Here is a 21,393-nt window from a genome sequence, read left to right on the forward strand (position 1 = left end):
CTAAAGGGTCAGACCCCGAACCGCCAGATCCAGGAGAGCGCACACGAACAGGGCGATCCCGATGAAGCCGTTGACCGTGAAGAAGGCGCGGTTCAGGCGGGACAGGTCGTGCGGGGTGACGATGGTGTGCTCGTAGAAGAACGCGCAGACGACGATCAGCAGGCCCGCCCAGAAGAACATGCCCGCGTCGGTGGCGAGGGCGTACCAGGCCAGCAGGGCCGTGGTCACCACGTGCGCGCCGCGCGCGCCCCAGAGCGCGGCCGCGACGCCGAAGCGGGCCGGGACGGACTTGACGCCCTCCGCGCGGTCGGCGGCCACGTCCTGGCTGCCGAAGATCAGGTCGAAGCCGCCGATCCACACGCCCACCGCCAGGCCCAGGATCACCGCGTCCGCCGACCACTCGCCGGTGACGGCCAGCCAGGCGCCGACCGGGCCCATCGCCTGGGCCAGGCCCAGGATGGCGTGCGGGAAGTTCGTGAACCGCTTGCCGTACGGGTACACCACCATCGGGATCACCGCGACGGGCGCCAGCGCCAGGCACAGCGGGTTCAGCAGCGCCGCCGCCCCGAGGAAGACGACGAGCGCGATCCCGGCCCCGGTCCACGCGGACCGCACCGACACCGCACCGGTGACCAGCTCCCGGCCGGCGGTGCGCGGGTTGCGGGCGTCGATCTCGCGGTCGATGATCCGGTTGGCGGCCATCGCGAAGGTCCGCAGCCCCACCATGCACACGGTGACGAGCAGCAGCTTGCCCCAGTGCACGTTCCGGTCGAGCTGGAACATGGCGGTGAGCGCGGCGATGTAGGCGAAGGGCAGCGCGAAGACCGAATGCTCGATCATCACAAGCCGCAGGAACGCCTTGACCTTGTTGGTGGCCTCGGGCGAAGGTCCCGGCCCGACCACTCCGTCGGCGGTCGTCATCATGCGAGGCTCCTGCGGAACTCTTCGAGGTCGGCGCGCAGGGCGGCAACGTCCACCTGGGGGATCTCCAGGGTGAGCGGGGCCGGTTCCTCGCCCTCCGGCGGGGTGACGGCGGCCAGGAAGCCGCAGGCCTCACCGGCCGGGCGGGCCTGCAGGCGAAGCACCTCGCCCGCCCCGACGATGAACGGCCCGGTCTCGAAGGACAGCTCGGCCAGCAGCCGGTCGGCGAAGTCCTCGGCCTCCGCGTCCCTGAGGCCCGGCAGCTCGAAGCCGCCGCCCTCGCCCTCTTCCCGGTCCCACATCAGCGCCCAGACGTTCCCGGGCCCGGCGAACTCCTCCGCGCTGACGCCCGCCTGCTCGGCCGCCGCCCGGACCTCCGGGTCGGCCGGGTCCAGTCGCGGGCGCGCGAGGGCCACGTACGTGGTGTCGGTGCCGATGAAGAGGGCGGGGCCGCCCATCGCGGTGCTCACAGTCCGTACTCCTTCCAGCGGCGGTCCACCAGGGCCGCCGTCGCCGGGTCGGGCTCGACCATGTCGGGCCAGCCGCCGTCGCGGGTGTAACCCTCCTCGGGGAGCTTCTTCGTCGCGTCGATGCCCGCCTTGCCGCCCCAGAACTGCTGGTACGAGGCGTGGTCCAGGTGGTCCACCGGGCCCTCCACCACCGTCAGGTCGCGGGAGTAGTCCGTGTTGCCGAGCGCCCGCCAGGACACCTCGTGCAGGTCGTGGACGTCGCAGTCCGCGTCGACCACGATGATCAGCTTGGTCAGCGACATCATGTGCGCGCCCCAGATGGCGTGCATGACCTTCTGCGCGTGCTTCGGGTACTTCTTGTCGATCGAGACGATCGCGCAGTTGTGGAAGCCGCCCGACTCGGGGAGGTGGTAGTCCACGATGTCCGGGACGATGATCTTGAGCAGCGGGAGGAAGAAACGCTCCGTCGCCCGGCCCAGCGGGCCGTCCTCCGTCGGCGGCCGGCCGACGACGATCGACTGGAGCAGCGGACGCTTGCGCATCGTCACGCAGTCGATCTTCAGCGCGGGGAACGGCTCCTGCGGCGTGTAGAAGCCGGTGTGGTCGCCGAACGGGCCCTCCGGGAGCATCTCCCCCGGCTCCAGCCAGCCCTCGATCACGACCTCCGCGTTGGCCGGGACCTGCAGCGGGACCGTCTTGCAGTCGACCATCTCGATCCGCTTGCCCGCGACGAAACCGGCGAACATGTACTCGTCGATGTCGCCGGGGAGCGGGGCCGTGGACGCGTAGGTGACGGCCGGCGGGCAGCCGAAGGCGATCGCGACCGGCAGCCGCTCGCCGCGCTTGGCGGCGACGGCGTAGTGGTTGCGGCTGTCCTTGTGGATCTGCCAGTGCATGCCGATGGTGCGCTTGTCGTGGCGCTGGAGGCGGTAGAGCCCGAGGTTGCGGACCCCGGTCTCGGGGTGCTTGGTGTGGGTGAGGCCGAGGTTGAAGAAGGAGCCGCCGTCCTTGGGCCAGGTGAAGAGGGCCGGCAGCCGGTCCAGGTCCACGTCGTCGCCGGTGAGGACGACCTCCTGGACGGGCGCGGCGTCGCCCTTCACCTTCTTCGGCGGCACGTGCACCATCGAGCCGAGCTTCCCGAAGGCCTCGCGGACCCCGATGAAGCCCTGCGGCAGCTCCGGCTTCAGCAGGCCGCCGATCTTCTCGCTGATCTCGCCGTACGACTTCAGGCCGAGGGCCTTGAGCAGGCGCCGGTCGGTCCCGAAGACGTTCATGGCCAGCGGCATCGCCGAGCCCTTGACGTTCTCGAAGAGGAGGGCCGGGCCGCCCGCCTTGTTCACTCTGTCGACGATCTCCCCGACCTCCAGGTACGGGTCGACTTCGGCCTTGATGCGCTTGAGGTCGCCCTCTCGCTCCAGAGCCCGGAGCAGCGAACGGAGATCGTCGTAAGCCATAGGGGCAAGTATCCGTCACCTACTACCCTGGAAGGGTCACCGGGGCCCTGTGCGGCCCCGCCGCCACTGCCCGGGAGTCGGTCCCACACCGTGCTGCGCTATCTGCCGTTCCTGCTGATCATCGCGCTGACCATCTACGCCTTCATCGACTGCCTGAACACGCCCGAGGAAGAGGTCAAGCACCTGCCCAAGGTGGTGTGGGTGATCATCATCCTGCTCTTCTCCATCGTCGGGCCGGTGGTGTGGCTGTTCGCGGGCAAGCAGCGGGCGGCCGCCGGCGGGAGCCGCGGCGGCCGGGCCCGGTGGGTCGCGCCCGACGACAACCCGGAGTTCCTCAAGTCCCTGCGCGACGAGCAGGAGAAGGACGGGAAGAGGGACACGGACAAGGGCGACCAGCAGTAGCTCCCGGCAGGACGGGCACCGTGGGGCGAGCGACACGATTGAACGTGTTCAAGGCGACTGTCAGACTGTGCCCATGCCGAAGGACAGCAGGCCGCGGATCGTCGACACGATCCTGCGCAATCTCCTCGCGTACGGAGTGTGCGTCGCGGCCCTGCTGACCATGGCCGGCTGCAACCCGCAGCTGTCCGCTTCGGTCCCCGCCGTCTACGACGCCCGCGCCTCCGAGATCATCGGCACCTGGCGGTGCGTCGAGGGCACCGAGGTCGTCTTCCACCCCGACCGCACGGCCACCGTCACCCTCCTCGACGGCCAGGAGTACGACTACGAGGGCGGCTGGCGCATCTCCGGCCCCGCCACCTGGCGGCTGACCGCCGAGCAGCCGGCCGGCTGGAACCTCGGCCAGCACGTCCGCCTCGACCTGCCCGCGCGCACCGGCGCCGCCGCGCGTGGCGGCGTACAGGAGGCCCGGCAGCCCGCCCCCGACCGGTACCTGTGGACCTTCGAGCTGCGCCGCGACGAGCGGCAGACCCTGGAGCTGTACTTCTTCTTCGGGGACCCGGCCGCGCGCAGCTCCTACGTCCTGGAGAAGGACGCGTAGTCCGCCCGCAGCCCGGCCCAGTGGGCGTCCGTCCAGGCGGCCCAGTCCGCGGGCCCCGCCGGCCGCCCGGCCAGTGCGGACTCCAGGAGCTCGAAGTGCTCGTGCCAGCCGGCCAGGCAGTCCAGGCGCTCGTCCTGCGGCCCGCCCCGCTCGTTCACGAACCGGATGACCGTCGAATCGGTCCCCACCGGCTCCAGGTGGAAGCGGATCCGCCCGTGCACGCTCACCGTGTACTCCACGACCCGCTCCACGTCCCACGCCGTGACCCGGCCCGTGGCCACCGTCCCGGTGTGGGGCCAGCGCAGCGCGACCGCCCCGCCGAGCCTGCGCTCCAGGACCTCGGCCTCCGCCAGCCAGCCGCGCAGCCCGTCCGGCGTGGTCAGGACGGGCCACAGCTCCTCGTACGCGTACGGCAGGTGCAGCTCGAACCGCAGCCGCCAGCGGTCCTCGCCGCGGCTCTCGCTGGTGCCATGGATCACAGGAGGCATGACACCAGCGTCCCACTCGGGCCGGTCAGACGCCCGCGTACGAGTGCTTGCCGTTGAGCAGGATGTTCACGCCGTAGTAGTTCCAGATCCAGCAGGCGAAGGCGAAGAGCGCGAGGTACGCGGCCTTGCGGCCCTTCCAGCCGGCGGTGGCGCGGGCGTGCAGGTAGCAGGCGTACGCCACCCAGGTCACGAAGGACCAGACCTCCTTGGGGTCCCAGCCCCAGTAGCGGCCCCAGGCGTCGCCCGCCCAGATCGCGCCCGCGATGATCGTGAACGTCCACAGCGGGAAGAAGGCCGCGTTGATCCGGTACGAGAACTTGTCGAGCGTGGCCGCGGCGGGGAGCCGCTCCATGACCGAGGTCGCGAAGCGGCCCGGCTGCTCGCCGCGGGCGAGCTTGGCCTCGTAGGAGTCGCGGAAGAGGTAGAGGAGGGTGCCGGTCGCACCGATGTAGAAGACGGCGCCGCAGATGATCGCGGTGGAGACGTGGATCCACAGCCAGTACGAGTGCAGGGCCGGAACCAGCTGGTCGCTGTCGGTGTAGAGCCAGGTCACGGCGATGCCGAGGTCCAGCAGGACGGTGGTGACCAGGATCAGGCCCATCCAGCGGACGTTCTTCTTCAGCGCGAGCAGGACCAGGTACGCGCCGACGGCCACCGTGGAGAAGGTGATCGAGAACTCGTACATGTTGCCCCAGGGGGCCCGCTCCACGGACAGCGCGCGGGCCGCGACACCGGCCGCCTCGATGAGGAAGGCGAGCGCGGTGAGCGAGACGGCGATCCGCCCGTAGAGGTCGCCCTGCACGGTGCCGCCGGCCGCGCCGGGGCCGTCCGGGACGTCGCGGCTGCCGGTGGCGGAGCGGGTGACGATCTTCGGCTTGTCGAGGACGGCGGTGGCCCCGCCCTTGCCGCGCACCTGCACGGCGGGGGCGGCGGCGCTCGGCGCCCCGGTCAGCGCGGCGGCCGTACGGCCCACCTTGCTGCGGCTGCCGAAGATCCACTCGGCGATGTGGGCGAGGAAGGCGAGCGTGTAGACCGCCATCGACGAATAGATCAGGTAGTTGCTGATCTGCGCCAGGTTCTCGTTGGCTGCGGCTGCGAGCGGCGTCATCCGCGCTCTCCTTCAAGGGTTTCTTCGACAGGTTCGGCAGGTACTGCGGGGGGCGCGGGGGCCGCGCCCGGCGCCTGCTGGTGCAGCGTGGCGGCGAGCTCCGCCAGCTCCTCCGGGAGCTTGGCGGACTCGCTGCGGCCCAGGCCCGCCATCTCGACGACGGTGACGCCGTCCTCGCCGGCCACCGCCCGCACCCAGATCCGGCGGCGCTGGATGAACAGGGAGCCGGCCAGACCCGCGATGGCGGCGATCGCGCCGGCCAGGGCGAGGCCGCTGCCGGGCTGGTGGGTGATGGAGAAGGTCGCCCAGCGTTCGATGCCCTCGAACTTCACGGTGCCCGCGCCGTTCGGCAGGACCATCTCCTCGCCCGGCAGCAGGCTCTTCTTGAACAGCTGGCCCGACTCGTCCTTGTAGGACTCCATCTTGGTCGTGTCGAGCTGGTAGACGTTCTGCGGCAGGCCCGAGTCCACGCCGAGGCTGCCGTGCCAGGCGCTGAGCATGAGCGCCGGGAAGCCCAGGTCGGGGAACTGGGAGAACATCATGCCCTTGCCCTGGCCCGCGAAGGTCGGCACGAACACGGCGTTGAAGCCGAGCTGCTCCTTCTTGCCGTCCTTGTCCTTGTAGCCGTCGGTGACCTTCACGGCTCCGGTGGAGGTGAGGTTGGCGTCCTGCGGGAGCATCGGGACGGCGTCCTTGAAGATCACCTTCCCGGTGGGGTCGGTGACCGAGATGACCGGCGCGTAGCCGTGCCCGAGCAGGTAGACCTTGGAGCCGTCGACCTCCAGGGGCTTGTTGACCTGGATCTCGCGCTGCTGCGGCTTGCCGTGCGCGCCCTCGCTGAAGGTGACGTACGCCTTGAAGTCGCGCGGGGTGCCCTTCTGCGGGCCGGTCTTCTCGTACGTGGCGTCGAACCTGTCCAGGGTGAACGAGAAGGGCGGCAGGTCCTGCGGGTCGAAGAGGGTGCCGTACTTGAAGTCGTCGTACTGGGTGAGCGTGTTCGAGAAGCCCTTGCCGCGCAGGACGAGCTTGCCGCCCTCGGACTTGAAGTACTGGCCCCAGGCGAAGGCCACGAGCATCACGATCAGCGCGACGTGGAAGATCAGGTTCCCGGCCTCGCGGAGGTAGCCCTTCTCCGCGGCGACGTGGTTCGCGGCGCGTTCGGTGCGGAAGCGGTTCCCGCCGAGCAGGGTCTTCGCGTACGAGAGGACCTCGTCCGGGGTCTTGTCCGTGCGCCAGGTGGTGTGCACGGGCAGCCGGTCGAGCCGCTTGGGGGCGGCCGGCGGGCGGCCGCGCAGCTGGCCGACGAACTGCCAGGAGCGCGGCAGGATGCAGCCGATCAGCGAGATGAACAGCAGCAGGTAGATCGCGGAGAACCAGAACGACGAGTAGACGTCGAAGAGCTGGAGCTTCTCGGCGACGCCCACCCAGGAGGGGTTGTCCCGCTTCCAGACGGCGACCTTCATCGCGTCGACCGAGGTCTGCGGGATGAGGGAGCCGGGGATGGCGCCGAGGGACAGCAGGAAGAGGAGGATCAGCGCCACCCGCATGGAGGTGAGCTGCCGCCAGAACCAGCGGGCCCAGCCGAGCAGGCCGATGCCGACGGCCGCCGTGCCGGGGCCGTCCTCCAGGGGGGCGGTGGAGAGCTGGGCTCCGGCCGCGCCGAGTTCGGGCTCGGCGGAGTCGAGCGGCGCCTCGGTCGACGCGTTGTCTGTCGTACTCATGTGCGTTACGTCCTCAGATCCCCACCGTGAAGCCTTGGGTCCAGCTCTGCATGTCGCTGACGATGCTGTCCCACATTCCTGTGACGAGCAGCAGACCGGTGAGGATCAGCATGCCTCCACCGATGCGCATCACCCATGCATAGTGCTTCTTCACCCAGCCGAACGCGCCGAGCGCCTTGCGGAAGGCGATCGCGGCGAGGATGAAGGGCAGACCGAGGCCCAGGCAGTAGGCGACGGTCAGCAGCGCCCCCCGGCCCGCGCTGGCCTGGTCGATCGAGAGGGTGTTGACGGCGGCGAGGGTCGGGCCCATGCAGGGGGTCCAGCCGACGCCGAAGAGCACGCCGAGCAGGGGCGCCCCGAGGAGGCCCGCCGTCGGCTTCTTGTGGAAGCGGAACTCCCGCATCGTCAGACCCGGGATCGCCCCCATGAAGAAGAGGCCCAGGACGATCACCAGGCCGCCGAGGACCCGGGAGATGATCTCCTTGTTGTCCTGGAGGGTGGCGCCGAAGTAGCCGAAGAGCGCGCCCGTGGAGACGAAGACGGCGGTGAAACCGGCGATGAACAGGCTCGCTCCGGCCATCATCCGGCCGCGCCTGGCCTCGGCGAGGTCGGCGCCGCTGACGCCGGTCACGTAGGAGAGGTAGCCGGGGACCAGCGGGAGCACGCAGGGCGAGAAGAAGGAGACCAGCCCGGCCAGGACGGAGATGGGCAGGGCCAGCAGCAGGGCCCCGCTCAGGACGGTGGTGTTCACACCGGTCGTCTCGGCGGCGAGGAGGAGCTCGGGGACCACGTGGACCACGAGGTCACTTCTCCGCGAGCAGCGGGTCGATCATGGAGCGCAGCTGCTGCTCGTTGACCGCGGCCAGGGTGCGGGCGGCGATCCTGCCCTCCTTGTCGAGGACGATCGTGGAGGGGATCGACGACGGGTTGAGGGTGCCCTTGGGGAAGCGGAGCATCAGCTTGCCGTCGGGGTCGTAGAGGCTCGGGTAGGTGATCCCGAAGTTCTCCTCGAAGGACACCGCGTTCTGCGCGCTGTTGTCGCGGACGTTGATGCCGACGAAGGCCACCTCCGCGCCGGCGCCCTCCAGCTCCTTGGAGACCTTCGCGAAGTACGGGGCCTCGGCTCGGCACGGCGGGCACCAGGAGCCCCACACGTTGAGGACGACGACCTTGCCCTTGAGGGCGGTCGTGTCGAGGGTCTTGCCGTCGACGGTCGGACCGTCGAGCTTGGGGGCCTCGGTGCGCTCCGCCGTGGCGACGGTGGAGATGCCGCCCTCGCCCGTGACGTAGCCGCCGCCGGAGCTGCGGGTGGACTTGCTGCCGCCGTCCGAACCATCGCAGGACGTCAGGGTCATGACGCCCGCGAGGGTCACCGCGGTCAGCAGGATGGCGCGGCCGCTGATCGAGCGGTGGCTTCTTCTACGACAAAGCGCGCGGCTAAGGCTCATGTGAAAAGTTTCGCATGAGCAATTTGTGGATCTACCGCACCCCCCGCGGGGCTGTCAATGCGCTGGTCAGGCGCTGGTCGTGTAGGCCGCCCAGCCGCCCGCGGGCGCCTGGCCGGGGCCGAGCTCGCGGAGCCTGGCGAGCACCTTGGGGTCCTGGACGTCCAGCCAGTCGGTGAACTGACGGAAGGATACGAGCCGTACATCCCTTTTGTCCGCCATGCCCTTGAGGGCTTCCTCGACGGCGTCCATGTAGATGCCGCCGTTCCACTCCTCGAAGTGGTTGCCGATGAAGAGCGGCGCGCGGTTGGTCTCGTAGGCCCGCCGGAAGCCGCCGAGGTAGGTGGCGGTGGCCTGGGTGCGCCAGCCCGGGTAGTTGGCCGGGACGCCCCTGGTGGTGTTCTTGGACTGGTTGGCGAGGATGTTGTAGTCCATGGACAGCACCTCGAAGGAGTGCCCGGGGAAGGGCAGGGACTGCAGCGGCAGGTCCCAGACCCCCGCCTTCTTCACCGGCCACACCTGCAGGCCGCCGGGCGAGCTGGAGTCGTAGCGCCAGCCCAGCCTCTGCGCGGTGGGCAGCAGGTTGTCCTGGCCGAGGAGGCAGGGGGTGCGGGCGCCGGTCAACTCCTTGCGGTAGTCGAAGGGCAGGGGTTCGAGGTCGGTGAAGCCGGTGTTCGTGCGCCAGTTGGTGACGAAGGACACGGCCTGGTCGATCTCGCTCTGCCAGTCTTCCGGGGTCCACCGGGCGACGGAGCCGGAGCCCCCGCAGAAGTGGCCGTTGAAGTGCGTGCCTATCTCGTGGCCGTCGAGCCAGGCCTCGCGGACGTACTTGAGGGTGGAGCGGACGTTCTCGTCCTTGAGGTAGCCGATGTCCGAGGCCCCGGCGGGGTTGTTCGGCGGCTGGTAGAGGCCCTTCTTCGACTCGGGCAGCAGGTAGAGGCCGGAGAGGAAGAAGGTCATGCCGGCGCCGTGGTCCTTGGCGAGCTTGAGGAAGCGCGGGAAGAGGCCGTTCCCGATCTCCCCCGCCCCGTCCCAGCTGAAGACGACGAACTGCGGCGGGGTCTCGCCCGGCTGGAGGGGCACCGGCCGGTCCGGCTGGTTGGGCTGCGGGCCGGTGTCGGCGGTGGAGCCGTCGCCGATGGCCTTGGCCGCCGGCTTCTCGCCGGGTTTGGGGTTCTTGATCGGCCCGGGGGCGCCGGGATCGGACCCGTCCGGTGAGCCGCAGCCGGCGATACCCATCGCGGCGGCAGCCCCAAGTCCCAGTCCCAGCACTCCCCTTCGGCTGAAGTCGCGCATGTCACCGTCCCCGTCGTCACTCGCACAGCTGATGCCATTGCCCATATAAACGGACAATTCGCCAGAACTTGCGGCACTGGAACGGTGATTCCCGGCGCAACTTATATTTATTTAGGTAAAGCTGTAACGGTTCGTAACAGACCTAGGCCCCGAAGGCCTTGGACTTGCCCTTCACCGGCTTCGCCCCGGCCAGCAGGTGCGCCGGGACCAGGTCCCGGGCCGGCTCGCTGTAGCCCACCGAGACCAGCTTGTCGCCCTGGTACGTGAAGGACGTCAGCGAGGCGAGCGTGCACTGCCGGCGGCGCGGGTCGTGCCACAGCCGGCGCTTCTCCGCGAAGCTGCGCACGATCCAGATCGGCAGCTGGTGGCTGACCGCCACCGCCTCGTGGCCGCGGGCCGAGTCGCGCGCCGACTCGATCGCGCTCATCATCCGGACCACCTGGTCGACGTACGGCTCGCCCCACGAGGGCTTGAACGGGTTCGTCAGGTGCTTCCAGTTGCCGGGCTTGCGCAGCGCGCCGTCGCCGACGCCGAAGGTCTTGCCCTCGAAGACGTTCTCCGCCTCCAGCAGCCGCGCGTCCGTCGCCAGGTCCAGGCCATGCGTCTTGGCGATCGGCTCCGCCGTCTCCTGCGCCCGCTCCAGCGGGGAGGCCACCACGTAGGTGACGTCCCGGCCCTTCAGGTGCTCGGCGACCCGGTCGGCCATCTGCCGGCCCAGCTCGGAGAGGTGGTAGCCGGAGCGGCGCCCGTACAGGACCCCGTCCGGGTTGTGCACCTCGCCGTGGCGCACCAGGTGCACGACGGTGATGTCGGGACGGTCTGCGTCACTCATGCGGTGGCCTCCGCGGCGGCCCGGGCGGCGGCCGGCAGGGCGGCCGCGATCCGCTCGATCGCCTGCTCGTCGTGGGCGGTGGACACGAACCAGGACTCGAAGGCCGACGGCGGCAGGTAGACGCCCTGCGCCAGCATCGAGTGGAAGAAGCCGTTGAAGCGGAAGCCCTCCTGCTTCTTGGCGTCGTCGTAGTTGCGGACCTCGTCCTCGGTGAAGAAGACGGAGAACATGTTGGAGGCGGTCTGCAGCCGGTGCGCCACGCCCTCCTTGCTCAGCGCCGCCGTCACCAGCCCCTGGATCTCCTTCGAGACCGCGTTCACCTTCTCGTACGCGGCCCCGTCCAGCAGCCGCAGCTGCGCGAGACCGGCGGCGGTGGCGATCGGGTTACCGGAGAGCGTGCCGGCCTGGTAGACCGGGCCGGCCGGGGCGAGGTGGCCCATCACGTCGGCGCGGCCGCCGAAGGCCGCCGCCGGGAAGCCGCCGCCCATGACCTTGCCGAAGGTCATCAGGTCGGGCTTGACGCCGTCCACGCCGTACCAGCCGGCGCGGCTCGTACGGAAGCCCGTCATGACCTCGTCGGAGATGTACAGCGCGCCGTTCTCGCGGCAGAGGTCGGCCAGCCCCTGGTTGAAACCGTCGAGCGGGGTGACGACGCCCATGTTGCCGGGCGCGGCCTCGGTGATCACGCAGGCGATCTCGCCGGGGTGCGCGGCGAAGGCCGCCCGGACCGCGTCGAGGTCGTTGTAGGGCAGGACGATCGTGTCGCCGGCCTGCGCGCCCGTGACGCCGGGGGTGTCGGGCAGCGCGAAGGTCGCGAGCCCGGAACCGGCGGCGGCCAGCAGCGCGTCCACGTGGCCGTGGTAGCAGCCGGCGAACTTCACGACCTTGGCCCGTCCGGTGAACCCGCGCGCCAGCCGGATCGCCGACATCGTGGCCTCCGTACCGGAGGAGACGAGCCTCACCTGCTCGACGGGCTCGATGCGCGCGACGATCTCCTCGGCGAGCGCGACCTCGCCCTCGCCGGGCGTGCCGAAGGACGTGCCGCGGGCGACGGCGGCCTGGACGGCCTCGATCACCTCGGGGTGGGAGTGGCCGAGGATCATCGGACCCCACGAGCACACGAGGTCGACGTACTCACGGCCGTCGGCGTCCGTCAGGTACGGACCGGTGCCGGACACCATGAACCGGGGCGTACCGCCCACGGCACGGAAGGCGCGGACGGGAGAGTTCACGCCGCCGGGGGTCACGAGGGACGCGCGCTCGAAGAGCGTCTGCGAAACTGGGGCTTCATACGGGTACGGGTAGCTCACAGCAGCCATGGTCTCAGAGGCCGCGACAGACTTGCGGACGGGCGTTTCACCGCGCCGCCGCGGGGGAGGTCACTGCCATGATGATCAGGCTGCGTGGCGGGGGCCGCGGGGCCGGGGCAAGCAAGACCAGTCGGGTGGAGATATGCAACGCGGTGGTGGACCGGGCGAGGGTACGGACGGCCTCGATCCGCAGCGCGCCCGCGAAGCCCGCGAGGCCCGCCGCCGGGGCAAGCACCGACGCCGCTCCACGGAGGCGGCCGACGCCGTCCCGGGGCCGACGCTGCCGTCCGACGAGCTGCCCGCGGGTCAGGGCCAGGGCCGGGGCATGGGAGTGACGTACAAGTACTTCGGCGCCCCCGACGGCGCGACGGCGGCCCGGGTCCCGGTGACCATGCGGCCCGAGGAGCTCGGCGGCGACGAGCTCGGCATGGGCGGCCTCTTCACCAAGATCAAGCCGGAGACGATGGCCGCGATGGTCCTCACCGGCATCGAGGGCATACCCCTCCACAAGGTGCCGCCGCTGGAGCTGGTCGTCCTCCACCCCGACTACGCGGTGGTCAAGCTGCCGATGACGGTGGTCGACCCGCTGCGCGGCATCGGCGAGGAGTCGGTGGGCGCGGCCGCCTTCATCTGGTCCACCGTCCCGGACCGCGGCGGCCCGAGCGACGCGTTCAACGTCTACCAGCTGCTCCACGAATGGCAGGACTTCTCCCACCGCCTCCACGAGAACGGGCATCAGGCCTACTGCCTGGTCTGGCCGTAAACGGGGCGCCCGCGCGGCGGGGCTCGCGGGCCGGGGGCCAGCGGGCTCGCGGGCGGGGTCGCCGGCGGGCTCCCGTTGCGGGCCCTCGCGACCCGTCGTGACGATGGGCCCATGAGCCCCCCGATCCCCCGGAGGCCAGGGCTCCTGCTGGCCTGGCACCTGCTGCGGGCGACCGCGTGCACTGCCGTGCCGGCCACGCTGTACTTCCTGGCGCCGCTGGATCAGTGGACCGCCGCGGCCGCCATCGGGGTACTGCTCGGCGCGCTGCTCCTGGGCGCTCCGCTGATCGCCTGGCAGTTCTCGCGGATCACCCGTGCGGCCTATCCGCGGCTGCGGGCCATGGAGGCGCTGGCCACCGCCGTACCGCTGTTCCTGCTGCTGTTCTCCGCCGCGTACTTCGTGCTCTCCCGCGAGCACCCGCGGGCCTTCACCGAGATCCTGGACCGCACGGACGCCCTCTACTTCACCGTCGCCGTCTTCGCGACCGTGGGGTTCGGGGACATCGCGCCCGTCTCGGCGGCGGCCCGCGCGCTGACCACCGTGCAGATGGTCGCGGACCTGATCGCCGTGGGCCTGATCGTCAAGGTCCTGGTGGAAGCCGTACGGATCGGCCTGCGCCGCAAGCAGGCGCCGACCCGGGAGGAGCCCCGATGACCGGCCAACCCCCACCGCAGCCGGCCCCGCAGCCGGAGCCCCGGCCGGAGCCCCAGCCGCCACCGCCGCCCCCCGTCCAGGGGGAGCCGCAGGTGCTGCGGGAGATCCTCCTGTCCCCCGGCTACATGCGGGTCCTCCTCCTGTGCGCGCTGATCGGCATCCCCGTCTCGCTCGCCGCGTTCTGGTTCCTCGCCGGCCTGCACGCGCTGGAACGCGCCCTCTGGGACGACCTGCCCCACGCCCTCCTCGGCCGGGACACCCCGCCCTGGTGGTGGCCGCTGCCCCTGCTCGCGATCGCGGGGGCCGTCGTCGGCCTCGTCGTCGCCCGGCTGCCCGGAGCCGGCGGGCACGTCCCGGCCGACGGACTCCAGCCCGGCGGAGCCACCACCGCCGCGCTCCCCGGTGTGCTGATCGCGGCGACCGCGAGCCTGCCGTTCGGCGCCGTCCTGGGCCCCGAGGGGCCGCTGATCGCGATGGGCGGCGGGCTGGCGCTGCTCCTGCGCGACCTCACCCGCGGCCCGACCACCCCGCAGGCCACCGCACTGGTGACCGTCGCCGGATCGGCTGCGGGCATGGCGGCCATCTTCGGCAGCCCGCTGATCGCCGCCGTGCTGCTGATCGAGGTCGTGGGGCTCGGCGGGCCCCGGCTGTTCGCCGTCATGCTGCCCGCGCTGCTCTCCAGCGGCCTGGGCGCCCTCGTGTTCACCGGATTCGGCAGCTGGACCGGGCTCAAGACCGGCGGGCTGTCCATGAAACTGCCCGGCCCGGTACCGCCGCTCCACGCCGGGGACATCGCCTGGACGCTGCTCATCGCCGTGCTCGTCGCGGCCGCGGTGCACGGGGTGATCGCCGTGGGCCGGCGCACCGCCGCCTACGTGTCGCCCGCGGCGCGCGGGCCGCGGGACGTGGTCGTGCGCACCCTCCTGTGCGCCCTGGCGGCGGGCCTGTGCGCCTCGCTCTACGCGCTGCTCACCGACCACTCCCCCACCGAGGTCGCCTCCTCCGGGCAGGCCCTGCTGCCGGAGCTCGTCGCGCACCCGCACGCCTGGGGCGTCGGCGCGCTGATCGGCCTGCTGCTGCTCAAGGGGATCGCGTACGCCCTGTGCCTGGGGAGCCTGCGCGGTGGCCCGGTCTTCCCCGCGCTCTTCCTCGGGGCCGCGGTGGGCGCCCTCATCGCGCCGCTGCCCGGACTCGGCTTCGCGCCGGCGGTCGCCGCGGGCATGGCGGCCGCGTCCACGACGCTGCTGCGGCTGCCGGTGAGCTGCGTCGTCCTGGTGGTGCTCCTCGTCGGGGACACCGCCATGACCCCGGTGGTGATCCTGGCGGCGGTGGTCGCGTTCATCACCGGAGAACTGCTGCCCCTGCTCCGCGGGAGGCCGGCCGCCGCGGACCGAGCCCCGCTCCTCAAACGCCGGAGGGGCTGATCGTGCCCGCCGTGGCCGGGCCGGGTGCGGGTCAAGGACCGGGGCTCCGCCCCGCACCCCGCGCCGCAAACGCCGGCGAGGCTGGATCTGCCCCCGAAGCCCCGTCCGTCAGGGGGCCCGCTCCGCCAAAGCCCCGCGGCCCCGGCCGAGCCCCGGCAGGGGGCCCGCTCCGGCAAAGCCCCGCCAGCTCGGCCGAGTCCCGGCAGGGGACCCGCTCCGGCCAAGCCCCCGCGCAAGACCGGCCGAGTCCCGGCAGGGCCCCCGCTCCGGCGAAGCCTCGCGGGGCCGTCCGACTCCCGGGAGGGGACCCGCTCCGGCCAAGCCTCGCGGGGCCGTCCGAGGCCCGGCAGGGGACCCGCTCCGGCCAAGCCCCCGCACAAGACCGGCCGAGTCCCGGCAGGGCCCCCGCTCCGGCCAAGCCTCGCGGGGCCGTCCGAGGCCCGGCAGGGGCCCGCTCCGGGCAAGCCCCCGCGCAAGGCCGGCCGAGTCCCCGGTAGGGGGGTGTCACGCCGTCAGGACGATGCGGCCCCGGACGCCCGCCGCCGCCAGCCGTTCGTGGGCCTTTCCGGCGTCCGCCAGGGCGAAGGTCTCCGAAACCCGGAGCGTGAGCGCCCCCTCGTCGACCAGCGCCACCAGCCGCCCCAGCAGCTCCCCGTCCGCCGCGACCTCCTGCTCCTCCACCCGGATCCCCCGCTCCGCCGCCGGCGCGTGGTGGGGGATGAGGCCGACGTAGACCCCGCCGTCGCGGACGAAGGCCAGCGCGTCCTCCCCCAGCACGGCCGCGTCCAGGACCCCGTCCACCGGCTCGGCCGGAGCCTCCCCGCGCGGAACGAAGGCGGCCGCGCCCAGCGACCGTACGAGCTCCTCGTCCTCCGCGCCCGCCAGGGCGGTCACCACCAGCCCGGCCCGCGCCGCCAGCTCCACCGCGAGGCCGCCGACCACTCCCGCGGCCCCCGTGATCAGGACCGACGCCCCGGGGGCGAGCCCCAGCAGGTCCAGCGCCCGGGCGGCGGTCAGCCCGCTCAGCGGGAGCGCCGCCGCGGCGACCGTGTCCACGCCGGCCGGCGCGGCCGCCACCGCGGAGGCGTCGAGGACGGCGTACTCCGCGTGCGTGCCCAGCGGCTTCACCGTCCCGTAGTGCAGCCCCACGACCCGGTCGCCCCGGCTCCACCCGGTCACGTCGGCGCCGATCTCGTCGATCTCCCCGGCCACGTCCCAGCCGAGCCCGAGCCGCTGCCCGGCGCCGCCGAAGACCCCGGCGCGGACCGCACCGTCGACCGGGTTGACCCCGGCCGCGCGGACCCGGATCCGGACCTGGCCGGCCCCGGCCCGCGGCACGGGCACCTCGGCCACCTCGACCAGCTCGGGGCCGCCGAACTCGTTCACCACTGCCGCCAGCATCGTCGTCTGCTCGCTCATCGCCGTCTCCCGTTCAGTAACTCAGTCGATTTCGTTCGCTCGTTCGCGGTGAGCACTAACTTAGGGAGAGGTACTCTCTTTTCGTAAGTACGCACTTCAAGGTGCGTACCCGACCCGGAAGTAGGGCACCCATGGCCACCCGTACCGCCGCAGCCGCCCGCGAAGAGGCCCGTTTCGCCTACGACGCCTTCCTCGCCGAGTGCCCCACCAGCCAGCTCCTCTCGCGGATCAGCGACAAGTGGGTCAGCCTCATCGTCAGCGCGCTCGGCGAAGCCGAGGACCGCTCCATGCGCTACAGCGACCTCGGCCGCAAGATCCCCGGCGTCAGCCAGAAGATGCTGACCCAGACCCTCCGCTCCCTCGAACGTGACGGCCTCGTCTCCCGCACGGTCACCCCCACCGTCCCGGTCCGCGTCGACTACCGGCTCACCGACCTCGGCAGCAGCCTCGGCTGCCTGCTCTCCTCCGTGAAGCGGTGGGCCGAGAACCACTTCGACGAGGTCAGCACCCACCGCGAGACCTACGACGAGGCAGCCGCGACCTCGTAATTGAGCCGCGCCCGGCCCTCCGGCAGTGGCATGCTGACAGGGTGAACGGACCCGGCATTCAGCTCACCCTCGCCCCCGAACTGCGCCTGTTCGCCGCCCCCAGCCGGCGCGCCGAACGCGTACCGACCGCGACCGACGGCGCCTCCAGCCTCGGCCACGTCGTCGAATCGGCGGGGGTCCCGCTCACCGAGGTCGGACGCCTCCTCGTCGACGGGCGCGAGGTGCCGGTCTCGTACGTGCCCCAAGACGGGCAGTGCGTGGAGGTGTTCGGCGTGGAGCGGCCCCAACGCGTCGCCGGCGCGCCGCTCCGCTTCCTTCTCGACGTCCACCTCGGCACCCTCGCCCGCCGGCTGCGGCTGCTCGGCGTCGACGCCGCGTACGAGAACGAGGACATCGGCGACCCGGCCCTCGCCACCCGCTCCGCCGCCGAGCAGCGCGTCCTGCTCTCCCGCGACCGCGGACTGCTGCGGCGCCGCGAGCTGTTCGCCGGCGCGTACGTCTACAGCGACAACCCCGACGAGCAACTCCGCGACGTCCTCGGCCGGTTCGCGCCGGACCTCGCGCCGTGGACGCGGTGCACGGCCTGCAACGGGCCGCTGCACGAGGCCGACAAGGACAGCGTCGGGGACCGCCTGGAGGGGGGCACGCACCGCTCCTACGACGTCTTCGCGCAGTGCGCCGACTGCGAGCGGGTGTACTGGCGCGGCGCCCACCATGCCCGCCTGGAGCGCATCGTGGACGAGGCCGTAGTCGAATTCGGCCCCGCCGCCACGTAACCGCGCCGGCGGGCCGGGCGGTCTCGGGTGCGGCGCCACTGCCGGGGCTCCGCCCCGGACCCCGCTCGCCTCAATCGCCGGCGGGGCTGGGGGGGTGAAATCAACTCTCCCGTACCCGGGCCGGGGTTTTGGCCTGTGGGGGGAGTGGGGGCGCGCAGGGGCGTCCCCGCAGGACGAGCGCGCAACCACGCTGATGTCACGCAGCACGCCTTGGTGCGCGAGCCGAGGAGACGTCCCGGAGGGACCCCACGGACCGCCCCAGCGAACAAGGCCCCGCCCGGGGACACCACCCCAGCCCGCCGGCGATTGAGGCACGGGGGCGCGGGGGCGGAGCCCCCGGAACGGCGCCGCACGCGGCACATCCAGCCTCGCCGGCGATTGAGGCGCGGGGGAGCGGGGGCGGAGCCCCGGAGGCGGGGGGCCGGCCGGCTAGAAGGCGTACGTGTCGCCCGTGTCCAGCGCCAGCACCACGTGCTCGTTGTTCGCCCGGTTCCGATCCATCGCTCCCCCGTTCCACCACGTGTCCACCCGCACCACCACCTCCGGCCCCGCCTCCCGCAGCCCCAGCAGCAGCCCGATGTGCCGGCCCCGCCCGTGCAACGGCAGCGCCCCCGTCTCGCACACCACCTCCCGCTGCCCCGCCCGCGCGCAGCCCTCCGACAGCTCCTGCCGGTCGGCGAGGTCCGCCGACAACCGCACCCGCACCGTCGCGTTCGGCAGCGCCGTCGGCCCCTCGTTCTCCGGGACCAGCCAGATCCGCAGCCGCGCCCCGCTCAGGGACACCCGCCCGTGGTAGGCCACGTCGGCCTCCACCACCGGACCCTCCCCGTCACGGGGCCCCACGGCCCCCACGGCTCCCGCGGGCAACGCCCCGGTGAGCACCAGCAGCCCGGCCAGCACCACACTCCGTACGGCAACACGGCGCATCGCCACCACCTCCACGCGCGGACGGTAACCAGCAGCACCCCCGCCCGGTCGGACCATCACACGAATGAGGGCGCGCCGATCCCCCATTCGCCGACCCCACGCGTCCGCCGAGCCGCGCCTATGCTGGCGGGGAATCGCCCGTACGAACGACCGAGGAGTCAGCACATGAGCACGGCCGCCACCCGGACCGCCGTCATCACCGGCGCGAGCAGCGGCATCGGCGCGGCCACCGCGCGGCAGCTCGCCGCAGCCGGCTTCCACGTCGTGCTCACCGCGCGCCGCAAGGACCGCATCGAGGCCCTCGCCGCCGAGCTCTCCGAGGCGGGCCACTCCGCCACGTCCCACGCCCTCGACGTCACCGACCGCGCCGCCGTCGACGCCTTCGCGGCCTCGCTCGGCCGCTGCGACGTCCTGGTCAACAACGCGGGCGGCGCCATCGGAGCCGAGCCCGTCGCCACCGGTGACCCCGCCGACTGGCGCACGATGTACGAGGTCAACGTCATCGGCACCCTCAACCTGACCCAGGCCCTCCTCCCGGCGATCACCGCCTCCGGCGACGGCACGGTCGTGGTCCTGTCCTCCACCGCCGGCCACTCCACCTACGAGGGCGGCGCCGGCTACGTCGCCGCCAAGAACGGCGCCCGCGTCCTCGCCGAGACCCTCCGCCTGGAGATCGTCGGCCAGCCGGTCCGCGTCATCGAGATCGCCCCCGGCATGGTCAAGACCGAGGAGTTCGCGAAGACCCGCTTCCGCGGCGACGCCGAGAAGGCCGAGAAGGTCTACGCGGGCGTCGCCGAACCCCTCTCGGCCGACGACGTCGCCGACACCATCACCTGGGCCGTGACCCGCCCCAGCCACGTCAACATCGACCTGCTGGTGGTCCGCCCCCGCGCCCAGGCCTCGAACACGAAGGTCCACCGCGAGCCGTAACCCCGGCCGTGACCCCTACGGCACCAGCCCTGCCGTCTTCAGGTGCGGCATCAGGGCGGCCGGCTTGAGCCCGGCCGCCTTCGCCGCGCCCAGCGCCCGCTCCAGGTCCGCGGCCAGCGTTGGCGTGAAGTGCAGCAGCACGATGTCCCCGGCCTTCAGCTCCGGCGTCGGCGGGGTCGCGCTCCAGGTGGTGAAGTCGTACGTCCACGTCACCAGGGCCTTCACCCCGCACGCCTTGGCCGCGAGCCGCACGTCGTCGTTCACGGCCCCGTAGGGCGGCCGCAGCAGCTTCGGCGCCCGCCCGAAGGTGGCCTGGAGCTGCTCCCCGGCGCCGCACACCTCGGCGTCCTTGCCGGCGGCGTCGAGCGTGGTCAGGTCCGGGTGGTTCACCGTGTGGTTCTCCACGGTGGCCCGCCCCTGCTCGACGAGGTCCGTGAAGTACCCGGTGTCGTACGAGGTCGCCCCCGGCAGCAGGAACAGCGAGACCGGCACCCGCTTCTCCAGGAGGATCCGGGCGGCCTCCGGGTCATGGTTCCAGCCGTCGTCGATGGTGATGAAGACGACCTTCTCCGCGGTCGGCACGTGCGACACGACGGGCGGCAGCCCGACCCCCGCCTGCGCGGATCCGGCGGCCCCGAGGGCGAGCGACAACGACGCGAGGGCGGCGACAAGCACGCGAGATCTCCACATGCCGCACACCCTGGTCTAGACCAACTCTCAGCGTCAACCCCTTACTTGGGAGTTCCTTCCGCCGAAAGCGGGCGCGCCGACAGCGCGTTGCCGCTCCCCACGACATCCGCCGGCCCCTGAGCCGGAACCTCGAACGTCACCGTCACGCTCCTGCGCACCGTGGTGCTCAGCCACCATCGGTGTCCGCCACCCAGCAGCACGTCGACGCCCTCATAGGCGCGACTCGTGTACTGAAACGAAGCCTCCCGGCCGGTCCAGGTGTCGGTCCGTACGAACGAGCAGGTGACGAGCGACTTCCCGTCGGCCAGCCGCACCACCGGCAGCTCGGCTCCCGCCACCTCGAAGCCGTACTTCTTCGTGACGACGTCCAGGTCTTCCTCGTAGGCCACGTTGTACGCCTTGACGGCCTCGCTCGTCAGCTCGCCCGGCACGAACTCCTCGCTCTCCGGCTCCCCGTTCGGAGCGGTGAAGCTCATGTACTCCGCATACCGACCGCACACCTCGCGGTCCTCACCGGCGGTCGGTGACAACGCCAGCGCGCCCGCCGCGTCCGTGCCGAACGCCGCGATCTCCTTGTGCCGCACCTCGAAGCCGGTCGCCTCGTACGAACGGTCCTCGGGTTTGCCCGGCCTGACCGGCTTGTCGTACACCCACGAGATCGCGGCAGCCTTCCACCCCGCCCCTGGGCCCTCCTGGACGAAGTAGTGCAGGGCGCCCGCCCGCTCGTCACCCGGCTTCGAGGTCCCCCGGCTGACCACGACGAACCACCGGGGATACCCCTGCTGGTCCGCGGGAATGAAGGCCTCCGGCTGCCTGTAGACGTAGGGCCAGCCCTTGTCGTTCCGCTGCTCGCGCAGCACCTTCATCCACGCCAGGTCCTCCTCCAGCAACGCGCCGGCCTCCACCTTGGCGATCGCCTCGCTGTCGCGTACTTCCAGCGCGTTCCTCCGCTCGAACGTCCACTGGTTGAAGACCTTCTCGGCCCCCTCCTTGCCGATCCCGGTCGGCGCCGGCACGGCCGAGGCACTCGCCGGCGCCGCCTTCGCCACGCTCGTCCCGGGGGCACAACCGGCCAGCCCGCCGACGAAGCACCCCACCACCGCGCCGACCACGCCCACACGTACACGCACACGCCGCCGACCGGCCACGTCACCCATCACCGAACATCCCCGGCACCGGGCCTGCCACGGACAGGCCATTCGTCTGATCAGCTCCCA

General features: G+C 72.0%; 23 protein-coding genes. 8 read left to right on the top strand and 15 right to left on the bottom strand.

Annotation, left to right across the window (positions count from 1 at the left end; translation table 11 throughout):
- From mqnP to ACFTXQ_RS20260, 3 genes are read right to left on the bottom strand one after another with little or no spacing between them, the layout of a single operon-like run.
- Entirely contained in the window at window positions 1-924 is a 924-nt protein-coding gene (gene mqnP, locus ACFTXQ_RS20250) for a menaquinone biosynthesis prenyltransferase MqnP (protein WP_382642583.1), read from the bottom strand.
- The gene (locus ACFTXQ_RS20255; RefSeq protein ID WP_382642585.1) at window positions 921-1,391 is read right to left on the bottom strand and encodes a hypothetical protein; all 471 of its coding nucleotides are present in this window, start codon (window positions 1,389-1,391) and stop codon (window positions 921-923) included. The genes mqnP and ACFTXQ_RS20255 overlap by 4 nt, the downstream gene beginning before the upstream one ends.
- A complete protein-coding gene (locus tag ACFTXQ_RS20260) occupies window positions 1,388-2,845 on the bottom strand; it encodes a menaquinone biosynthesis decarboxylase (protein WP_382642587.1) in 1,458 nt (485 codons plus the stop codon). The genes ACFTXQ_RS20255 and ACFTXQ_RS20260 overlap by 4 nt, the downstream gene beginning before the upstream one ends.
- A 90-nt stretch (window positions 2,846-2,935) precedes the next feature.
- On the opposite strand from ACFTXQ_RS20260, the gene ACFTXQ_RS20265 reads away from it, so the two are divergent.
- Window positions 2,936-3,247: a PLD nuclease N-terminal domain-containing protein gene (locus ACFTXQ_RS20265; RefSeq protein ID WP_382642589.1), complete on the top strand. Its 312-nt coding sequence runs from the start codon at window positions 2,936-2,938 to the stop codon at window positions 3,245-3,247.
- 73 nt (window positions 3,248-3,320) lie between these two features.
- The gene (locus ACFTXQ_RS20270) at window positions 3,321-3,845 is read left to right on the top strand and encodes a hypothetical protein (RefSeq protein WP_382642591.1); all 525 of its coding nucleotides are present in this window, start codon (window positions 3,321-3,323) and stop codon (window positions 3,843-3,845) included.
- Here ACFTXQ_RS20270 and ACFTXQ_RS20275 read toward each other — a convergent pair.
- The 8 genes from ACFTXQ_RS20275 to hemL form a co-directional block, all read right to left on the bottom strand.
- Entirely contained in the window at window positions 3,821-4,333 is a 513-nt protein-coding gene (locus ACFTXQ_RS20275) for an SRPBCC domain-containing protein (RefSeq protein ID WP_382642593.1), read from the bottom strand. The two genes, ACFTXQ_RS20270 and ACFTXQ_RS20275, sit on opposite strands and share 25 nt — an antisense overlap.
- 25 nt (window positions 4,334-4,358) lie before the next feature.
- Window positions 4,359-5,441, bottom strand: coding sequence for a c-type cytochrome biogenesis protein CcsB (ccsB, locus tag ACFTXQ_RS20280; RefSeq protein ID WP_382642594.1), 1,083 nt, complete (start codon window positions 5,439-5,441; stop codon window positions 4,359-4,361).
- Window positions 5,438-7,162, bottom strand: a complete 1,725-nt coding sequence (locus ACFTXQ_RS20285; RefSeq protein ID WP_382642596.1) for a cytochrome c biogenesis protein ResB — start codon at window positions 7,160-7,162, stop codon at window positions 5,438-5,440. Before ACFTXQ_RS20285 ends, ccsB begins: the two co-directional genes overlap by 4 nt.
- 13 nt (window positions 7,163-7,175) lie before the next feature.
- Window positions 7,176-7,961, bottom strand: coding sequence for a cytochrome c biogenesis CcdA family protein (locus ACFTXQ_RS20290; RefSeq protein WP_382642598.1), 786 nt, complete (start codon window positions 7,959-7,961; stop codon window positions 7,176-7,178).
- 4 nt (window positions 7,962-7,965) lie between these two features.
- Window positions 7,966-8,610 carry a TlpA family protein disulfide reductase gene (locus tag ACFTXQ_RS20295; protein WP_382642600.1) on the bottom strand — a complete coding sequence of 215 codons (645 nt, stop codon included), beginning with the start codon at window positions 8,608-8,610 and terminating at the stop codon, window positions 7,966-7,968.
- 66 nt (window positions 8,611-8,676) lie between these two features.
- On the bottom strand, window positions 8,677-9,903 hold the full coding sequence (locus ACFTXQ_RS20300) for a hypothetical protein (protein ID WP_382642602.1): 1,227 nt from the start codon (window positions 9,901-9,903) through the stop codon (window positions 8,677-8,679).
- 142 nt (window positions 9,904-10,045) lie between these two features.
- Window positions 10,046-10,735, bottom strand: coding sequence for a histidine phosphatase family protein (locus ACFTXQ_RS20305; protein ID WP_382642603.1), 690 nt, complete (start codon window positions 10,733-10,735; stop codon window positions 10,046-10,048).
- Window positions 10,732-12,054, bottom strand: coding sequence for a glutamate-1-semialdehyde 2,1-aminomutase (gene hemL, locus ACFTXQ_RS20310; protein ID WP_382642605.1), 1,323 nt, complete (start codon window positions 12,052-12,054; stop codon window positions 10,732-10,734). Before hemL ends, ACFTXQ_RS20305 begins: the two co-directional genes overlap by 4 nt.
- Window positions 12,055-12,370: 316 nt before the next feature.
- Here hemL and ACFTXQ_RS20315 point away from each other — a divergent pair, with 316 nt between their 5' ends.
- The 3 genes from ACFTXQ_RS20315 (at window position 12,371) to ACFTXQ_RS20325 (ending at window position 14,886) form a co-directional block, all read left to right on the top strand.
- Window positions 12,371-12,808, top strand: a complete 438-nt coding sequence (locus ACFTXQ_RS20315) for a hypothetical protein (protein WP_382642698.1) — start codon at window positions 12,371-12,373, stop codon at window positions 12,806-12,808.
- A gap of 111 nt (window positions 12,809-12,919) precedes the next feature.
- Window positions 12,920-13,462 (top strand): potassium channel family protein, encoded by a 543-nt coding sequence (locus ACFTXQ_RS20320; RefSeq protein ID WP_382642607.1) that lies wholly within the window; start codon window positions 12,920-12,922, stop codon window positions 13,460-13,462.
- Window positions 13,459-14,886 (top strand): chloride channel protein, encoded by a 1,428-nt coding sequence (locus tag ACFTXQ_RS20325; protein ID WP_382642609.1) that lies wholly within the window; start codon window positions 13,459-13,461, stop codon window positions 14,884-14,886. Before ACFTXQ_RS20320 ends, ACFTXQ_RS20325 begins: the two co-directional genes overlap by 4 nt.
- Window positions 14,887-15,390: 504 nt before the next feature.
- Here the strand turns inward: ACFTXQ_RS20325 and ACFTXQ_RS20330 are convergent.
- Entirely contained in the window at window positions 15,391-16,287 is an 897-nt protein-coding gene (locus ACFTXQ_RS20330) for an NADP-dependent oxidoreductase (protein WP_382642700.1), read from the bottom strand.
- Between the two features lie 149 nt (window positions 16,288-16,436).
- Here ACFTXQ_RS20330 and ACFTXQ_RS20335 point away from each other — a divergent pair, with 149 nt between their 5' ends.
- Window positions 16,437-16,853, top strand: a complete 417-nt coding sequence (locus ACFTXQ_RS20335; protein WP_382642611.1) for a winged helix-turn-helix transcriptional regulator — start codon at window positions 16,437-16,439, stop codon at window positions 16,851-16,853.
- A gap of 41 nt (window positions 16,854-16,894) precedes the next feature.
- Entirely contained in the window at window positions 16,895-17,629 is a 735-nt protein-coding gene (locus ACFTXQ_RS20340) for a Mut7-C RNAse domain-containing protein (protein WP_382642613.1), read from the top strand.
- Window positions 17,630-18,058: 429 nt separating this feature from the next.
- On the opposite strand, the gene ACFTXQ_RS20345 is transcribed toward ACFTXQ_RS20340, so the two are convergent.
- Window positions 18,059-18,556 carry a hypothetical protein gene (locus ACFTXQ_RS20345; RefSeq protein WP_382642614.1) on the bottom strand — a complete coding sequence of 166 codons (498 nt, stop codon included), beginning with the start codon at window positions 18,554-18,556 and terminating at the stop codon, window positions 18,059-18,061.
- Between the two features lie 165 nt (window positions 18,557-18,721).
- Here ACFTXQ_RS20345 and ACFTXQ_RS20350 point away from each other — a divergent pair, with 165 nt between their 5' ends.
- A complete protein-coding gene (locus ACFTXQ_RS20350; protein ID WP_382642616.1) occupies window positions 18,722-19,486 on the top strand; it encodes an SDR family NAD(P)-dependent oxidoreductase in 765 nt (254 codons plus the stop codon).
- 15 nt (window positions 19,487-19,501) lie between these two features.
- Here ACFTXQ_RS20350 and ACFTXQ_RS20355 read toward each other — a convergent pair whose 3' ends face one another.
- Window positions 19,502-20,161, bottom strand: a complete 660-nt coding sequence (locus tag ACFTXQ_RS20355) for a polysaccharide deacetylase family protein (protein ID WP_382642618.1) — start codon at window positions 20,159-20,161, stop codon at window positions 19,502-19,504.
- 56 nt (window positions 20,162-20,217) lie between these two features.
- Window positions 20,218-21,306 (bottom strand): hypothetical protein, encoded by a 1,089-nt coding sequence (locus ACFTXQ_RS20360; protein WP_382642620.1) that lies wholly within the window; start codon window positions 21,304-21,306, stop codon window positions 20,218-20,220.
- Between the last annotated feature and the right edge of the window lie 87 nt (window positions 21,307-21,393).

This window comes from Streptomyces sp. NPDC057010 (assembly GCF_042673805.1).
Lineage (GTDB): Bacteria > Actinomycetota > Actinomycetes > Streptomycetales > Streptomycetaceae > Streptomyces.

Excerpts from the sequence above, each read along its gene's own strand:
- mqnP (WP_382642583.1), bottom strand. The coding sequence starts at position 924 with ATGATGACGACCGCCGACGGAGTGGTCGGGCCGGGACCTTCGCCCGAG.
- ACFTXQ_RS20260 (WP_382642587.1), bottom strand. The coding sequence starts at position 2,845 with ATGGCTTACGACGATCTCCGTTCGCTGCTCCGGGCTCTGGAGCGAGAG.
- ACFTXQ_RS20270 (WP_382642591.1), top strand. The coding sequence starts at position 3,321 with ATGCCGAAGGACAGCAGGCCGCGGATCGTCGACACGATCCTGCGCAAT.
- ACFTXQ_RS20275 (WP_382642593.1), bottom strand. The coding sequence starts at position 4,333 with ATGCCTCCTGTGATCCATGGCACCAGCGAGAGCCGCGGCGAGGACCGC.
- ccsB (WP_382642594.1), bottom strand. The coding sequence starts at position 5,441 with ATGACGCCGCTCGCAGCCGCAGCCAACGAGAACCTGGCGCAGATCAGC.
- ACFTXQ_RS20285 (WP_382642596.1), bottom strand. The coding sequence starts at position 7,162 with ATGAGTACGACAGACAACGCGTCGACCGAGGCGCCGCTCGACTCCGCC.
- ACFTXQ_RS20295 (WP_382642600.1), bottom strand. The coding sequence starts at position 8,610 with ATGAGCCTTAGCCGCGCGCTTTGTCGTAGAAGAAGCCACCGCTCGATC.
- ACFTXQ_RS20300 (WP_382642602.1), bottom strand. The coding sequence starts at position 9,903 with ATGCGCGACTTCAGCCGAAGGGGAGTGCTGGGACTGGGACTTGGGGCT.
- ACFTXQ_RS20305 (WP_382642603.1), bottom strand. The coding sequence starts at position 10,735 with ATGAGTGACGCAGACCGTCCCGACATCACCGTCGTGCACCTGGTGCGC.
- hemL (WP_382642605.1), bottom strand. The coding sequence starts at position 12,054 with ATGGCTGCTGTGAGCTACCCGTACCCGTATGAAGCCCCAGTTTCGCAG.
- ACFTXQ_RS20315 (WP_382642698.1), top strand. The coding sequence starts at position 12,371 with ATGGGAGTGACGTACAAGTACTTCGGCGCCCCCGACGGCGCGACGGCG.
- ACFTXQ_RS20320 (WP_382642607.1), top strand. The coding sequence starts at position 12,920 with ATGAGCCCCCCGATCCCCCGGAGGCCAGGGCTCCTGCTGGCCTGGCAC.
- ACFTXQ_RS20325 (WP_382642609.1), top strand. The coding sequence starts at position 13,459 with ATGACCGGCCAACCCCCACCGCAGCCGGCCCCGCAGCCGGAGCCCCGG.
- ACFTXQ_RS20330 (WP_382642700.1), bottom strand. The coding sequence starts at position 16,287 with ATGCTGGCGGCAGTGGTGAACGAGTTCGGCGGCCCCGAGCTGGTCGAG.
- ACFTXQ_RS20335 (WP_382642611.1), top strand. The coding sequence starts at position 16,437 with ATGGCCACCCGTACCGCCGCAGCCGCCCGCGAAGAGGCCCGTTTCGCC.
- ACFTXQ_RS20345 (WP_382642614.1), bottom strand. The coding sequence starts at position 18,556 with ATGCGCCGTGTTGCCGTACGGAGTGTGGTGCTGGCCGGGCTGCTGGTG.
- ACFTXQ_RS20350 (WP_382642616.1), top strand. The coding sequence starts at position 18,722 with ATGAGCACGGCCGCCACCCGGACCGCCGTCATCACCGGCGCGAGCAGC.